Genomic DNA, 16,454 nt, shown 5'->3' on the forward strand with positions numbered 1-16,454 from the left:
AAAGACTTGCCGCTATCCGCTTCACAACTGTTACAACAGGTCATTTAAAATCGTAAATTATTACATATGTTTTTAAAATAGTTCTACTAGTTAAAGTGTCTGACAAGGGATCTGGTTAGATAAATAAACAAAGCTAGTAGATGCAAGGAGTCCAATACATGAAAAAAGTAGAAGCTATTATCCGTCCGTTTAAGCTTGATGAAGTAAAAATTGCTTTAGTCAATGCGGGTATTGTTGGCATGACTGTTTCTGAAGTTCGAGGCTTTGGCAGACAAAAAGGCCAAACAGAACGCTATCGCGGTTCTGAATACACCGTAGAGTTTCTACAAAAACTCAAAGTAGAAATCGTCGTTGACGATAACCAAGTTGATATGGTGGTAGACAAAATTATTGCTGCCGCCCGCACTGGTGAAATTGGTGATGGTAAAATCTTCATCTCCCCTGTCGAACAAGTTGTTCGGATTCGCACCGGAGAAAAGAATACAGAAGCAGTTTAAAACTAAAAGCTGAGGTGTGAGGAGCCAGCACTAAAGACGGCTTTACCGTTGCAGGTGACTGGCGTCATGCTGACCCATATTTGTAGCAATTGGCTTTGCTGAGTGGTAAGAGAAAAGAGTTGATTGACTCAAAGCTCAAAACTCAGCACTTCCAGTTGTGGGATTAAAGCTGTAAAAGCCTTACCTCGATGACTAAGCGACCTCTTCAACTGTGGTGTCATCTCAGCAAAGGTCAATTGTTTTTCAGGAATGTAAAAAATCGGGTCGTAGCCAAAACCACCATTACCGCGAGGCGCATGAAGAATTGTGCCCCGACAAATACCTTCGGTTTGGAGAACAATCTTACCATCAGGACTAGCGATCGCTACGACACAAACAAATTGTGCTTGTCGGTTTACTTCGGGGCCTAATTCGTTTAGCACCCTAGCAATGCGTTCTGAATCAGTTTTACCGTAACGGGCAGAATACACCCCTGGTGCGCCATTTAAAGCATCTACTTGTAAGCCAGAGTCATCTGCTATTGCCCAGTTTCCTGTAGCTTGAGCAATTTGGGAGGCTTTCAAACAAGCGTTGGCGGCAAATGTGTCGCCTGTCTCTTCAATTTCTAATTCGTCTGGTTTCAGGGTTAATTCCCAACCAGAATTAGCCAGATAAGCTTGCATTTCTCGTAACTTACCTGGGTTTCCTGTGGCTACTACAAGTAGTTTAGTCATTGGTCATTTGTCATTGGGCATTGGTCATTTGTCATTAGTCATTTGTTTTTTGACTATTGACTCTAGACTATTGACTAATTTTACTCTGCCCACTGTTTCGCCCACGCAAGAGTTTGATGTACGCGATCGAGTGTGGTGGCTTCGCAGTAAAGGCGTAAAACTGGTTCAGTACCGCTAAAACGGATCATTAACCAGCTTTTGTCAGCCAGCCGGAATTTATAGCCGTCAATAGTTTGGCAATCAATTACAGCTTGTCCAGCAATTTCCGTTAAAGGTTGAGTTTGCATCTGTTGTAAAAGACGCGATCGCACTTCCATACTCGCTAGCGGCAAATCGATGCGATCGTATGCGGAAGTGAACCCTGTTTGCTGCTGTAAGTGCTGGTAATATTCACCTAAATCTAAGCCAGATTCGACAATAGCTTCTAGTACATACAATGCCGATAGCAGTGCGTCCCGTTCGGGAATATGGCTACCATAGCCGATTCCGCCTGACTCTTCACCGCCTAGCAATACCTCTGCTGCTAACATTCTGTCAGCAATGTATTTGTAACCAACAGGTGTCTCATACACTGACAGGTGATGTAGTGCTGCTACAAGCGGAATTAAGTCAGAACCACTGACTGTTTTGACAATTTCACCAGTAAAACCACGCCGTAAGGTCAAATGGTCAATTAATATCGGGATTAAGACTTGCGAACTCAAGAAGTTGGCGTTGCCATCGACGGCTGCTATACGATCGCAGTCTCCATCAAATACTAACCCCACCGCTAAATCAGTTTTATTGCTTTCTCGGTGATTTTTGATGACTGTAAATAGCTGTGACAGATATTTAGGCAAGGGTTCTGGCGCACCACCACCAAATAAAGGATCGCGATCGCTGTTGATTTCATGAATGCGATCGCCTAATAGTCTTGCCAATCCGCTAGCCGCTGCCCCATGCATCACATCAGCAAAGACAGTCAGTTTACCAGCAGCTATGGCATCGCGAATTTTAGCAATATCAACTTTGCCTTCTAAGCCTGCGGTATAACTGGGCCAGGGGTCAAACTTCTCTAACTTCCCTGGTGTAGCTGCCTCTGCTACTCCTTCAGGTAACAGTGTTTCTATTTCTTTGGTAACTTCTGGCGATACCGAACCCCCAAAATATCCCTTGACTTTTAAGCCTAGATATGCACCCGGATTATGGCTAGCGGTAATTACCAGCGCCCCCAAAGCATTGAGTTGTTTCGCCGCCCAGCTAAAAGCGGGAGTGGGTGCATAGCTTTCACTGAGTAGCACATCAAATCCTACGGCGGTGACAGCATTTGCCACAGTACGGGCAAAGTCTTCCGCCATAAATCGGCGATCGTAACCGACAATAATTTTCCGGCTACCTACAATAGAAAAATAAGTATCATATAATACTTTTGCGGCGACTGGGGCAACCAAGGCTAGGCGTTCAAAGGTGAATTCATCACCAATCACACCTCGCCAGCCGTCTGTACCAAATTTGATGGAGTTCGCTACAACTGGCATGGAGGTTTCCTAAATTTTTACCTGAGGATTCTACCATTTATACAGTAGCCTGTGTAAAAAAGAATATAGTGTTATGGGTATAATTGCTACTCAGCAGTTACAAAATCTAAGCGAACAAATTTGCTTTTAGATTCAGCTAAGTGCTAGTAAAACTTTGTATTACTCTTGTTTTTGCTGAATAATTTTAAGAAATATGCCCTAAAACAGCTTGATTAGAATTATCTCAAATATCAGTAATAATATCGACTCCAGATCAAATTACGCCTACTGGGAAATATATAAATATTAATAATCCTTAATAGTGTTAGCTATTAAGGATTGTACGTAGGAGCAAAAGATGCTCAACACCCTGATTTTTCCTTAAAAATCATCGAGAAACTGACTAAGTCGGCTAATCACCGGGTCAACCTCTTGAGGAGGAGGGGGAGGCGCAGAATAAGTCGTATTATGGACTACTTCTGGTACTGATGTTGCTGGGGTTGGAGACTGAATCACTACTGGTCGTTCAGCGACCATGATAGCCAAATGAGCAACCTGTTGAGTCAGTTGTAGAATCTGGTGTTCCATTGACTCCAAACGATGAGATTCCTTGGCAAAAAAGCGTTCCTCAAGGTCAGCCAGTTGATTTTGCAGTTTACCGATTTGTTGTTCAACCGCTTCTGTTGATGCTGTTTGCGGACCAGGTTTTACTGATTCCGGTACACATAGAGATTGCCATAGAGCCTCTTTGCAGAGGTCGCTGAAAGTTTTATCGACTTGTTTCTCCAAATAGCTTTCTACAAGAGCCAACAAGCTTTCATCAGCAACCCCTGGATTGAACGTGACCGATTTCACTACTTTTTTTGACCATTGGAACATCAGTTTTAAGCCCTAGAAGAGCGAACGGCTGATAATTGCGCCTCTCCATAAATATACTGCCCCAAGGCATTAGCTTGTCTGGTAGGCGCAGCTAAATAAGCGTTAATTTTAGCTTCCTTTAGCAGACGTTGTACATCTTCCCAGAAGAATTGACCACCCCCTCCGGTGATAATCACATCAGTAACGCGCTCTGGCAACCATGCTAGTACGCGACTACAAATTTCTCTAGAAAACATCTCTGTAAGGTTAGGGAGAAAATCATCTAGATTAGTAGGCTTACTTGCACCTTTGGGACGGTAGAATCTTTCGCCTTTTGGTTTATTGACAGCAGAAATCAATGCTAGAGATTGGCTATCAGCCCCCTCGATTTCAGCGGCTACGAGTTCATAAAACTTATTCATCCCGAAATCTTCACTCTTAGAAGCGCCTCGGGCAAAGCGGAAGTTATCTACCATCAAAAGATCGATGGTTTGATGTCCAATATCGACGATCGCAACTGAGATTTTCGTAAAATCGGGAACAGCTGCACCTTTTTGAGGTTGAGCTTCCGACCAGAGCAGGCTACCATAGCCTTCTGGCATTACCCAAACTTTATTGATATTTAAGTTTACAGATTCGCCGCGGAAGTTTAAAACATGGGGGCCAGTGACTGCACTAATCAACTGTGCTTTTTCTTTTTCAAACTGTTCTAAAGACAGAAAAGGTAGACCCAGTACGACGGAGATATCGTCTTTGAGTTTAAAATAGCCGGCACATGCTAATACCTTTACTAGTGCATCCTCTACTTTAGATTGACCGACTCCTAGATTAGCCCCAAAGTCTGCTGCTAACTGACCGACGGCATAACCACTACCTTGATATTCCAACCATAAATCCATTAAAGGATCGGTAGCTCTAGCTTCAAAAACACCTCCACGTACCTGTTCTATTGACATTTGCTTAACGTTTGCAGGTACGAACACTACATTATTTGGTTCGCGGCTGACACAAGTTTTGGTAGAAGTTCTGCCTAAATCAACGCTGAGAATAGCCTTACCGGAAAAGGTACTTGGCTTGGGAGTAGTAGGAGCATTGATCGGGGTGGATGCTGATACCCTATTCATGGGTATCGCAGCGGCATTAATTGGGGTGGCGGCGGAAGGTTGGTCTGTCATAAAAGCTCCTAGTCCTAACTTAACTGTAAAAAGTTATCCTGCTCAATCGTACAAAAATGGGAATTACCAGAAATTTCAGGCTGCGTCAAGTGTAGCTAGAAATACGCAAAAAATTAAGTCAGGCGATCGCGAATCTAGCATTATTGGGGATAGTTTAGGCCAATATTATGTATATTTAACACCTATTTTGCCGCCAAAAGCCTATGTATTTTATTTTCTAGTGCTTTTACGCTTGCGTTTGAACACCCAAACAGCAAATGCCAGAACCAGGCTCCCAAGAACGATTTTTGATACGGGAGCAAGGTACTTGTCCACAAGTTCATACTGACTACCCAACAAGTATCCTGAGTATGTTAGCAAACATACCCAAGCAGCGCTACCCAGCGTAGTGTAAATTAGGAAAGGAAGCAAGGGCATATTGCTAATACCTGCCGGAACAGAAATTAAAGTACGGATTCCTGGTACCAGACGCCCTATAAGTACAGCTTTACTACCTTTTTTATTAAACCAGTGCTTTGCTTTGATAATATCTTTACTAGATATAGCAATCCATTTACCATATTTGTCAGCCCAAGTTTTCAAACGCTTTTCACCTAAAAACTTTCCTGGGTAGTACCAGATGAGGGCACCTAATACAGAACCGAAAAGTCCGGCGAAAAATACGCCAAAAATATTTAATTTTTCTGGAGTTGCCCTCGCAGTAAATCCTGCCAGTGGCATAATTAGCTCTGATGGAATCGGGGGAAACAGATTCTCTAAAAACATCAACAGAGCAATACCCCAATATCCTAGGGAGTTGATGGTGTGAACTATCCATTCAAGCATCAGTCAATTCCTTGTAACTGCTAAATTAATTTGCTGGCTAAATTTGGCGTTAGCTTTTTCAAAATTTAATTTTCTGCGCTGACTGGAGCCAAAATAATTTGGCGTGAATAACAGTGCCAATTACACTGAAGAAATTAGGCGCAAAAGATCTAAGGCTCATGAGAAAAGGCAAAAATCAAAAATTCTTTTGACTTTTGCCTTTTGATTTCTATCTTCCCCTACGTATCTAGACTGTTGGGGTTAATGATTGCACTCTTGATTCCGATTGCCAATCTAATGGGTTCCAAACCCGATCTTCTAAAGCCATCTGCTCAATTAAACTTGCTAATCTTAAAGCTTTAAGGGCTTGTTCGCCACCGACTGATGGTTGATTGCCACCGTGGACGCAGTTGACAAAATGTTCTAACTCTGCACTTAGAGGTTGAATATTAGTTGTATAAACTTTCTCAATCAAACCATCTTGGCGATAAAGTACTTGCCGATGATCGTTTAGAGAATTGGCATTCATTTGTCGATGAATCAAAATCTCATTTTTGAGAAAATCCGCTTCAGTGAATGAATTTTTACAATGGGCAACAATCCGACGAATTTTTCTATGGGTAACTTTGCTGGCAGTTAAAGTTGCTACAATCCCATTAGCGAATCCTAAGGTGGCAGTTACGTAATCTAAATAACCAGAGTCTAGTGCCCGGCTACCGCTAGCAGTCAACTTTACTACTGGGGAGGCAGCTAATTCTAGAAGTAGGTCAATGTCATGGATCATTAAATCAAGTACGACAGAAACATCGTTAGCCCGATCTGAATAAGGACTCATCCGATGGGCTTCTATTGCCAACAATTCCTCAGTTTTTAGCACTTTGCTTAATTCACGAAATGCTGGATTGAAGCGCTCAATATGACCTACTTGAAGAATACACTGAGATTCGGCTGCGGCGTTAACTAGGGATTCTGCCTCAGAAATACTGGCAGCAATTGGTTTTTCAATTAAAACGTGAATTCCTGCGAGTAGACAGTTGATACCGACGGCATAATGCAGACGAGTCGGAACAGCAATGCAAACTGCTTCCACATGGGGGAGTAGGTCACAATAATCTTCAAAGAATTTGACCTTATATTTGCTAGCTGTTTCTAATCCTCTCTCGACGTTAATATCTGAAACACCGACCAGTTCAACATCTTTCATTGAACTCAAGACTCGGGTATGATGTTGCCCCATGTTACCCACTCCAATTACGCCTATGCGAATTGGTCGTGGTTGGTTGCGCTGTGTATATAGATTTGGTTCTGCCACTGACATGCTATCTTGCACTATGATTCTCTCCTCAACCACCAAATTTAGAGACGCTACGGTCGTTGGCCTTTATACTTAACTGCCAGTTACGATCCGTCTAAAACCATCCAGATGGTAACATAGAGGTTCTATTTATGAAGAATTTCAAAGTTTGTTATGGGTTCCCGTAATCTGAGTATGTTTTGTATATTCACTTCGCCATTGCTTAATTTTTTACACTTTACAGAAAATCTAATATGTCTTCTTATTAACTTAAGAATCTAAGTAATACTTAAGAGGAAATTAGCCAGATGGTATTTAAGTAATTAATTACCTGGATCGATATCTGATTGATAAAATTAGAATTTATCAATTTTTTTGTGTGTAAAAATACAGAAAAGTAAAAACGTCATACTGAGATTTGTCTGCATGAAAATTTTAAGAATTTATGAATAACGATCGCCACTGATACACTTTAATAATTTTTACATAATTAACCGCAATTCTTGCAGATTGTGCTGTGCAATTTTTAGAACACACTAAAATATTGAGCTTACCGATTTTAGGAAGTCATTGAGACTACGATCGCCAACAGGTCTACAAAGCCTCTAGGAATCAGATTTAGCGATTAGAAATCCAAAATTTACAACCACAATGAAAGCTGTAATTCTCTTATCTGGGGGATTGGACTCTTCCACAATCTTGTACCAAGCTAAAGCTGAGGGCTATGAGTGTCACGCCCTTTCCTTTGATTATCGGCAGCGACATCAGCGGGAGTTACAGTCTGCCTTGTTGGTAGCGCAAAAAGCTGGGGTGGCAAAACATCAAGTAGTGAATTTCGACTTACGACAATGGGGTGGTTCGGCACTCACAGACGATCGCATTGATTTACCAGAGGAGCGTTCTCTAGATGAAATGTCTCAAAACATACCTGTAACCTATGTACCTGCCCGAAATACTATTTTTTTAAGTTTTGCCCTCGCCTACTCAGAAGCGATCGCTGCACAGCGGGTCTACATCGGCGTTAATGCCTTAGATTACTCTGGTTATCCTGATTGCCGCCCAGACTATATCCAGGCGATGCAAGAAGTTTTTCGTTTAGGAACAAAACAAGGACGGGAGGGAGAACCTATTACTATCGCTGCACCCTTGATTAACCTGAAAAAAACCGAAATTATCCAGCTAGGTAATCAACTGGGTGTTCCTTGGGAACTCACATGGTCTTGTTATGCAGGTGCTGATGTCGCCTGTGGTGTTTGTGATTCTTGTCGCTTAAGGTTAGCAGCTTTTGCAGAATTAGGATTAAAAGATCCTATTCTCTATGCCCAGTAGAGTGGTGGAGATGAGGGAGTGTGGTGAGTGTGGGGAGAAAGGGGACAAGGAAGATAGAGGAGACAAGAGAGATGAGAAGAAATCATTCATGACTATTGCCTTTTGACACTTGACCCTTGACTGTGGACTTTTGACCTTTGACAAATGCCCCAATTATTCCGTTGTCGTGTCTGCTTTTAGGCGTCGGAGTTGGACTTGGTGCAACCGGGGCCCAATGACTGAAACTACAGTAAATTCGAGATTTTCAAACAAGAAAGTTTCACCTTTGGCGGGAAGTTTCTGAAGATTGTATAGCAGGAAGCCGCCTAATGTTTGATATTCCTTAGTCAAAGGCAAATTCAGGTCTAAAACTTCGTTGAGGTCTTCTAAGTTGATTTGCGCTTGTACCAGAAATGTCTGCTCGTCTAACATCTGGATGAGTAAATCTTCAGCGCTGTCCAGTACGCCTGCATCGCCAATGATTTCGGCAATTACATCGTGCAGCGTTACCAAGCCCACGATACCGCCAAATTCATTCACCACCATCACCATCGCTGGTTTTTCCTGCTGCATCATTGGTAATAGTTCGCTCAAGGGAGTGTGTTCTGGAACAAAGCGCGCCGGACGCATCCAAGGTTGAATGAGCGATTCTAAAGTCAGCTTCCCTACAGCCAAAGATTGTGCCAAATCTTTAAAGTAAACTATGCCACGAATGTCGTCTAAAGATTCGCCAATAATTGGATAGCGGGAATGACCGCTAGCAGACATTTCTTTGAGAAATCTCTGAAAGTTAGCATCTTTGGGCAAAGCGACAATGCTAGTGCGGGGAATCATGACTTCTTGTACCATCACATCCCCAAATTCAAAAACGTTATTTAATAGTTCTCGCTCTGAAAGCTGTAAACCAGTTGATTCTCGTTCTGTAGAAATAATTAACTGCAATTCTTCTGGAGTTACAGGTGGTCTCCAACCTTGTCCTGTGTATTCAATGCCAAACAGTCTTAAAAGCCAGCGATTGGATTGGTTAAGAATCCAGATGAAAGGGCTAAAAAAACGCACGATCGCTTTGACTGACGGCCCCAAAAATCTGGCTAGCTGTTCTGAGTACAGCATTGCTACTGATTTGGGGCAAAGTTCTCCTAAAACAATTTGCAGATAGGCAATCAAAAAAAAGGTGATAGGAACCGATAGAGAATGAGCGATAAATAGGCTCATTTCTCTAGGTAAAGGCCAGGATTTTAGCCATGCATCCACTAAGACAACAATCGAGCTTTCGCCAATCCATCCCAGTGCCAAACTAGAAAGCGTAATGCCTAACTGGGTGGTAGAGAGCAGTCGGTCAATACTACGTTGCAACATTTCTACGGCGATCGCAGGAATATCACCAGCTTGGACTAACTGATGGATACGCGATCGCCGCACTGTCACCATTGAAAACTCAGCTGTGACAAAAAAAGCATTGATGGCAATCAGTAGCAGCACTGATAACAATCGCAGCCCCACATCTGTCCAAATTAAGCTAGGAAAACCACTCACGGCTAAAGCTCGTGTACAACTTATGCACCCACTCTTAGATTTACAATTTTGGATTCGGGAATTAGGGATAGTGGTTGCAATTTTTCCCCAGTCCCCGTATTCAACTACGGTAGGGATTTGCGTAGCTGGATTGTTTAACGAGAGCAAATTGTTCGCGGAAGCCTTCGCAGTGCCAGTATCTCACGAATGCTTCGCAGCGAGTTCTGCTTGATAAAGGAAGCTAATCCAACTACTAGCTTTTGCTTCTTTAGATCTCATCTAAAATTTCAAAACCCACAATTCACAATTGCCTCACCTATTTTTCTACAGGAATATTCGTCACTTCCAACTTTAATTGTTGAGCAGGATAATCTGTCAGCGCCAGAGAAACCTTTTTGACATCATCGAGTAGAGCTGTAGGAATACTTACTGTACCGGAAAAAGCTGGGCCATTAGCTGGTAATTCTGCTGGTAAACCCTCTGTACTAGCACTGAGAGTTCGTCCTTTGTCATCGGTGACATCCAAAAAACTATAAAGGAAGCGTACAGAATCAGCACCTTTATTCTGCATTTTCACTTTCAGTAGTAAATCTCCACCCGAATAGCGAGCAGATTGCACAGAAAAAGTTACCCCTTTATTTTCAGCAGTGACAGGAAATCCTTTTTGGAGTTTTTCTTCAGCCACTTCTGTAGGCTTTTCTTCAGGCTTCTGCTTATTAGTGTTGGTATCCTCATCATCTTCATCTAGCTTTTCGGACTTAGCGGCCTTGGTCTTACCCTCAATTCGTGCCTTGACAATTTTGAGGATTTCTTCTTCTTTTAATAACGCTAAGTTTCCCGATTGTGAGTTAGAGGACTTACTGCTAGTAAATTTACTTGTGGGACGGCCATCTGGTGTGCTGACGCCTTTGAGTGCTGAACTCCCTAAAGTGAAGCCCCAAAATGCGCTGACAGACCCTGCTCCCAACATCAGGGTTAACAAAATTAACGTAAGAAGTACAGTGGAATTTAATTTCATCGCTCTTGAGCTATTGCGGAATCAGGCTAGTTTATTTAAACGTATTTAGGCTATTGACTGTGTCAAGTTTAGTTTTTTTGGTTTATGCCTCACCCAACCGTGGGTGAAACAAGTTCAAAGTTAGCGTATCTACGTATCCTCAAGTCCCCTTCATTGATCGGTGGGGTTAACCCAAAACTAAAATTTGTGAACCTCAATCCTTATAAGAACTTAATCAATATTAGTCTGCACTATCTCATAATCAAATTATGTAGTAAAAAAATCTGGTAAACTAGCTTCGAGGGTATACGAGCTAGTAAAATCAAGCTACAATAAAATTCGACCAGGGTTGGCCGAGCGGTTGAGGCAGCGAACTCATAATTCGCCCAAGGCAGGTTCAACTCCTGCACCCTGGATTAAAAAAATATTAAGTTAAATATGAAGTTTAAGGAGCCAGTCGCGTGGGCGGGTCTCCCGACTTGAGCGAACTGGCGTTGCTGAGTCATGAGTTACTAATAATTCTGATATCGGTTGGAGCTAAATAATCCTGGAAAAGGTTCGAGAGACTAGCTATGAGAGACTAGGTAGTTTATTCTAGCCACCTAACTCCACCTTGTATCAACCTTTTCACCGAAACAGCATCAATGAGTGAGACGATCGCTCATTACTCAGCACTCTTACTATGGTAGTGAATTTTAAAAGCGGAACTCAGTACCCACTTTCATCTGTTCAGCATTGACACGGGGAGACATCAGTAGTGATGTGCCGTAAGGATTAGGTAAATCTGGGGTGCGAAGATACGGATCGTTGGTAGCTTGCTGAGTCAGCATATCCCGATAAACACCGTTTACCAATTCACCATCGCGGGCAATTTCATTTTCAGGAAAAGAATTTGAAAACGACCCAGCGCCCAGAAAAGAGTCTAGCTGACGCTTCAAACTGCGATTTTCATAGAAATTTGGATCGTGTCGAAAAAAAGCACGCTCAATAGCATCATTTGGGGCTTCATAATTAGGTGTTGCCGTTTGGGCGTTACCTACAGAAGGAAAAGCGATACCAGTAGCTAGCAATACCCAGAAAACACTCAGGGGTTTAAGGTTTATACCCATATTCATTACTCCTCAACTTTTGGGCGAATCTTAATTTATGCTTAAATTCAGAACTCCGATCGGTTCAACCTTTGGTGTAGCACAATTTTTAACGTCTTGTAATGACTTATTCTACTGAAACCCTCAATCAATCAGATATTTGGGCAGCTACTGCTGATTTGTCCACCCTGCGTAGTAAGTTACTGGATTTATTTTGTCAACTTGCTTATCAAGAGGGTGATTTTGTTCTTTCGTCCGGGTTACGTAGCACTTATTACGTTAACAAGACACAGGTAACGCTACATCCCCAAGGCGCTTTAGCTGTAGGACGTTTACTTTTCCCTCTGTTACCTGCTGATACCCAAGCGGTAGCTGGTTTAACGCTAGGTGCTGACCCAATTGTGACCGCAGTCAGCGTGGTTTCTGTCTATGAAAATCGACCGATTCCAGCGCTGATTATTCGTAAAGAAGCTAAAGGTTATGGAACCAGGGCTTATATTGAAGGGCCTAGTTTGCCAGAAGGCGCAAAGGTTGTAGTTTTGGAAGATGTGGTCACGACAGGACAATCTGCTCTTAAGGCAGTTAACCGTCTACAAGAAGCAGGTTATACCGTAGATAGAGTAATTGCACTAGTAGACCGTTTGCAAGGAGGTGGAGAGTTATATCAATCTGCTGGATTAAATTTTGAAGCGTTATTTTCGATTGAGGAGATTCAAAAGCGGTATCGGGAATTAGGAAAATAGTTAGGTATTGAAAGATGCGTACACCTTCAGTGTACGCATTCCTCTTCATTTCACCTACAAAGATATAACTAAGTACTGTGAACCATAATTTGCTGTTCTCAGCAAGTTCGCTCATGAATACTATCTAATTCGACTGCTAGATAGATTTCGTCTACGGTAATCTTTACCTGATCAAGTTGCAATCTGCTGTAGTTGAAAACCCATTATCTATTTGCTAAATATTCATACATCTGCCAACGCGAATTTACTTCGGCTTGTGCTTGTTCTAGCAGTTGTTTTGAAACTTCCGGCTTACTCTTAGCAAGCATTTTGAAGCGATTTTCTTGATACATTGATTGTTCTACCGATTGCTTCGGTGCTTTCATATCCAATTGCAAGGGATTCTTACCCTGTTTCTGCAATTCAGGATTATACCGATAAAGCAGCCAACGCCCTGATTCTATCAAGGATTTTTGGTGATTCATGCCTGTGGTCATATTGATGCCGTGGGCGATGCAATGGCTGTAAGCAATAATCAAGGATGGGCCGTTGAAGGCTTCGGCTTCTAAAAATGCTCTCAGAGTATGTTCATCTCTTGCGCCTAAAGCTACACTCGCTACGTAGACATTTCCGTAGGTCATGGCGATTAAGCCTAGGTCTTTTTTCGGTGCAGGCTTACCACTAGCGGCAAATTTAGCGACGGCGGCTTTGGGGGTGGCTTTTGATGATTGTCCGCCTGTGTTGGAATATACTTCTGTATCCATCACCAGGATATTCACATTGCGATCGCTGGCTAAAACATGGTCGATACCGCCAAAGTCAATATCATACGCCCAGCCGTCACCGCCGACAATCCAGACGCTTTTTCTGACTAGGTAATCTGCAAGAGATTTGAGATTTTGGAGTTGGGATATAAGATTGGGGTCGGATACGCAATTGCTGATTTCATCTAGTCGTTTCTTCAGCAATTCTACCCGTTCCCGTTGTTCCCAAATATCAGCTTCGGTGTTTTGCGTGGCGTTGAGGATGGAGTTAATGAGGTTATCATCAATTTCACCACGGAATTGTTGCAGCAATTCCGCCGCAAATTCGGCTTGCTTATCTAAGGAAAGGCGGAAGCCAAAACCAAATTCGGCGTTATCTTCAAATAAGCTATTCGACCAAGCTGGGCCTCTTCCTTCGGCGTTGGTTGTCCAAGGAGTTGTGGGTAAATTTCCGCCGTAGATGGAAGAACAACCGGTTGCGTTGGCAATCACGGAGCGATCGCCAAACAATTGGGTTAATAATTTTAAATAGGGTGTCTCGCCACAACCAGCACAAGCACCAGAAAATTCAAATAATGGTTCTTGCAGTTGTTGTTGGCGAATTTGGTTGAGTTTGAGTGGTCTGCGGTCGGGATGAGGCAAACTTAAGAAGAAATCCCAGTTTTTCCGTTCTTGTTCTCTCAAAGGTAGCTGCTGCGCCATGTTAATCGCTTTTTTCAATGGCTCAGTTTTATTTTTGGCTGGGCAGACATTCACACAAATAGCGCAGCCTGTACAATCTTCTGGGGCTACCTGAATGGTAAATTTCTGGTTGGCGAAGTCTCTATCTTTCGCATCAACTGACTTAAAGCTGGGTGGTGCATTAACCAATTCACTCGGCTGATAAGCCTTGGCGCGGATGGCGCTGTGAGGACATACCATCACGCACTTACTACATTGTACGCAGACATCTTCATCCCAGACAGGAATTTCTTGGGCGACGTTGCGCTTTTCCCATTTAGTTGTACCTGTGGGGAATGTACCGTCTGCTGGTAGGCTACTTACAGGTAGATCATCACCTTCCCAGATCATGATTTTACCCAGAACTTCGCGGACAAATTCTGGTGCGCTGTCAAGTTGTGTATTTTCGTTTAGGGTTTTGGGCTGGTGAATTATTTGGGGAATGTCTACCTTATGTAGATTAGCTAGAGTGTTGTCTACAGCTTGTAAATTCATGCGGACAACTTCCGCGCCTTTTTTACCGTAGGTTTTCTCAATTGCTTGCTTAATTTTAGCGATCGCTTCTTCTTGGGATAAAACATTAGCTAAGGCAAAGAAGCACACCTGCATAATGGTGTTAATTCTCCCACCCATGCCGCTACTACGGGCGACTTGATTAGCATTAATTACATATAATTTCAGGTGCTTATCGATAATTTGCTGCTGTACCTTTACGGGTAAATATTGCCAAACAGTATCCGCATCATACGGACTATTAACTAAAATCGTCGCCCCAGGAATCGCTGCTTTGAGAATGTCAATATTTTCTAAAAATCCCCAGTGGTGGCAACCAATAAAGTTGGCTTTGTCGATGAGGTAAGTTGACCGAATAGGCTGCGGGCCAAAGCGTAGATGAGAAACCGTCATTGAGCCAGATTTCTTGGAATCATAGACAAAGTAGCCTTGGGCGTAGTTGTCGGTTTCTTCCCCAATAATCTTAATTGAGTTTTTGTTTGCCCCCACTGTACCATCGGAACCTAAGCCGTAAAACATTGCCCGCACAACATTATCTGCTTCCGTGGAGAAGTTCGAGTCAAAGCTTAGAGATGTATGGCTAACATCGTCATTAATCCCAATAGTAAAGTGATTTTTCGGCGTAGGTAAAGCCAGGTTATCAAAAACGCCCTTCACCATCGCCGGGGTAAATTCTTTTGAAGATAAACCATAGCGACCACCAACAATTGATTTTAGATTTTGGATTTTGGATTTTGGATTGCTTTCATGAATTGCAGCTACCACATCTAAATAAAGTGGTTCGCCGGCGCTACCGGGTTCTTTGGTGCGGTCGAGGACTGCGATCGCTTTTACAGTATTAGGTAATGCTGCGATAAATCTTTCGACATCAAAGGGGCGGAATAGCCTAACTTTGACGACACCGACTTTTTCCCCTTGGTTGTTGAGGTAATTTACGGTTTCATGAACGGTTTCGCAACCTGAACCCATAATTACAATTACCCGTTCGGCATCCGGTGCGCCGTGGTATTCATAGATTTGATAATACCTGCCAGTGCGATCGCCAAATTCATTCATGAGGCGTTGGACAATTGCGGGGGTGGCGCTGTAATAAGGGTTAGCACCTTCACGGGCTTGGAAGTAGATATCGGGGTTTTGGGCTGTACCCCGCAATACTGGGCGGTCGGGGGTAAGGGCGCGGTTGCGGTGAGCTAATATGAGGTTGTCGTCGATGAGCGATCGCAAATCATCATCAGCAAGTAATTTTACTTTCTGCACTTCATGGGAGGTGCGGAAACCATCAAAGAAGTGCATAAACGGGACTCGCGCCTCTAAAGTTGCAGCATAGGCGATGAGGGCAAAATCAAGATTTTCCTGCACCGAAGCCGAACATAGCAGCGCAAAGCCTGTTGCACGGGCTGCCATCACATCACTATGATCGCCGAAAATAGACAAAGCGTGGGTAGCTAAAGAACGTGCAGCAACGTGAATTGTCGCACTGGTTAATTCCCCAGCGATTTTGTAGAGATTGGGAATCATTAACAATAATCCCTGAGATGCGGTGAAAGTGGTACTCAGGGAACCTGTTTGCAACGCCCCATGTACCGCACCAGCCGCGCCGCCTTCACTTTGCATTTGCACTACGCTGGGAACTGTACCCCAGAGGTTAGGGCGATTTTCAGCCGCCCAAGCATCCGCCCATTCACCCATTGTTGAGGAGGGGGTGATGGGATAAATGGCAATTACTTCATTTAATTTGTAAGCAATCCGGGAAACAGCCTCATTCCCGTCAATAGTAGCAAAGGTTTTGTTCATCATTTACTCCTGCCTTGTTAGCCAGATGCGAAAATATCCACATTGCTCAGTAGAAGGGCATAAATAAACGTCAAGAGTCCAAATTTGGACTCTTTTTTCCAGCCATTGACAACTAGGTTTTATTTATAACTGCCTGCTACTCAAAATTAAGGGAATGCATGGTTAGATGAATTAGAGTTAGCCAATTCCAGTCCAT

Annotated in this window: 13 protein-coding genes and 1 tRNA gene; 4 read left to right on the plus strand and 10 right to left on the minus strand. The window is 43.0% G+C overall.

Annotation, left to right across the window (positions count from 1 at the left end):
* The first annotated feature begins 158 nt into the window (after positions 1-158).
* Positions 159-497, plus strand: coding sequence for a P-II family nitrogen regulator (locus tag AACU33_RS33995; RefSeq protein WP_086686886.1), 339 nt, complete (start codon positions 159-161; stop codon positions 495-497).
* Positions 498-625: 128 nt separating this feature from the next.
* Here AACU33_RS33995 and rdgB read toward each other — a convergent pair whose 3' ends face one another.
* From rdgB to AACU33_RS34025, 6 genes are all read right to left on the minus strand, one after another.
* On the minus strand, positions 626-1,210 hold the full coding sequence (gene rdgB / locus AACU33_RS34000) for an RdgB/HAM1 family non-canonical purine NTP pyrophosphatase (protein ID WP_096594659.1): 585 nt from the start codon (positions 1,208-1,210) through the stop codon (positions 626-628).
* A gap of 80 nt (positions 1,211-1,290) precedes the next feature.
* A complete protein-coding gene (locus tag AACU33_RS34005; RefSeq protein ID WP_096594660.1) occupies positions 1,291-2,727 on the minus strand; it encodes a phosphoglucomutase/phosphomannomutase family protein in 1,437 nt (478 codons plus the stop codon).
* 360 nt (positions 2,728-3,087) lie between these two features.
* The gene (locus tag AACU33_RS34010) at positions 3,088-3,585 is read right to left on the minus strand and encodes a plasmid segregation centromere-binding protein ParR (protein WP_096594661.1); all 498 of its coding nucleotides are present in this window, start codon (positions 3,583-3,585) and stop codon (positions 3,088-3,090) included.
* 5 nt (positions 3,586-3,590) lie between these two features.
* Positions 3,591-4,739: a ParM/StbA family protein gene (locus AACU33_RS34015; protein WP_096594662.1), complete on the minus strand. Its 1,149-nt coding sequence runs from the start codon at positions 4,737-4,739 to the stop codon at positions 3,591-3,593.
* A gap of 210 nt (positions 4,740-4,949) precedes the next feature.
* Complete coding sequence (locus tag AACU33_RS34020; RefSeq protein WP_096594663.1) at positions 4,950-5,564, minus strand: DedA family protein; 615 nt, start codon at positions 5,562-5,564, stop codon at positions 4,950-4,952.
* Between the two features lie 226 nt (positions 5,565-5,790).
* Complete coding sequence (locus tag AACU33_RS34025) at positions 5,791-6,873, minus strand: Gfo/Idh/MocA family protein (protein ID WP_096594664.1); 1,083 nt, start codon at positions 6,871-6,873, stop codon at positions 5,791-5,793.
* Between the two features lie 615 nt (positions 6,874-7,488).
* Between AACU33_RS34025 and queC the strand changes: the two genes are divergently transcribed.
* Positions 7,489-8,166 (plus strand): 7-cyano-7-deazaguanine synthase QueC, encoded by a 678-nt coding sequence (queC, locus tag AACU33_RS34030; protein WP_096594665.1) that lies wholly within the window; start codon positions 7,489-7,491, stop codon positions 8,164-8,166.
* A 153-nt stretch (positions 8,167-8,319) separates the two neighbouring features.
* Here the strand turns inward: queC and AACU33_RS34035 are convergent, their stop codons facing one another.
* Entirely contained in the window at positions 8,320-9,681 is a 1,362-nt protein-coding gene (locus AACU33_RS34035) for a hemolysin family protein (RefSeq protein WP_339376439.1), read from the minus strand.
* 295 nt (positions 9,682-9,976) lie between these two features.
* Positions 9,977-10,678: a hypothetical protein gene (locus tag AACU33_RS34040; protein WP_096594666.1), complete on the minus strand. Its 702-nt coding sequence runs from the start codon at positions 10,676-10,678 to the stop codon at positions 9,977-9,979.
* A 322-nt stretch (positions 10,679-11,000) separates the two neighbouring features.
* Between AACU33_RS34040 and AACU33_RS34045 the strand changes: the two genes are divergently transcribed.
* Positions 11,001-11,073: transfer RNA gene (locus AACU33_RS34045), tRNA-Ile, on the plus strand.
* A 279-nt stretch (positions 11,074-11,352) separates the two neighbouring features.
* Here the strand turns inward: AACU33_RS34045 and AACU33_RS34050 are convergent.
* Complete coding sequence (locus AACU33_RS34050; RefSeq protein WP_096594667.1) at positions 11,353-11,766, minus strand: hypothetical protein; 414 nt, start codon at positions 11,764-11,766, stop codon at positions 11,353-11,355.
* Positions 11,767-11,867: 101 nt separating this feature from the next.
* On the opposite strand from AACU33_RS34050, the gene pyrE reads away from it, so the two are divergent.
* The gene (pyrE, locus tag AACU33_RS34055) at positions 11,868-12,488 is read left to right on the plus strand and encodes an orotate phosphoribosyltransferase (RefSeq protein WP_096594668.1); all 621 of its coding nucleotides are present in this window, start codon (positions 11,868-11,870) and stop codon (positions 12,486-12,488) included.
* A 203-nt stretch (positions 12,489-12,691) separates the two neighbouring features.
* Here pyrE and nifJ read toward each other — a convergent pair whose 3' ends face one another.
* The gene (gene nifJ, locus AACU33_RS34060) at positions 12,692-16,258 is read right to left on the minus strand and encodes a pyruvate:ferredoxin (flavodoxin) oxidoreductase (protein WP_096594669.1); all 3,567 of its coding nucleotides are present in this window, start codon (positions 16,256-16,258) and stop codon (positions 12,692-12,694) included.
* Positions 16,259-16,454: the final 196 nt, after the last annotated feature.

It is taken from the genome of Calothrix sp. NIES-2098 (genome assembly GCF_963875125.1).
Lineage (GTDB): Bacteria > Cyanobacteriota > Cyanobacteriia > Cyanobacteriales > Nostocaceae > Aulosira.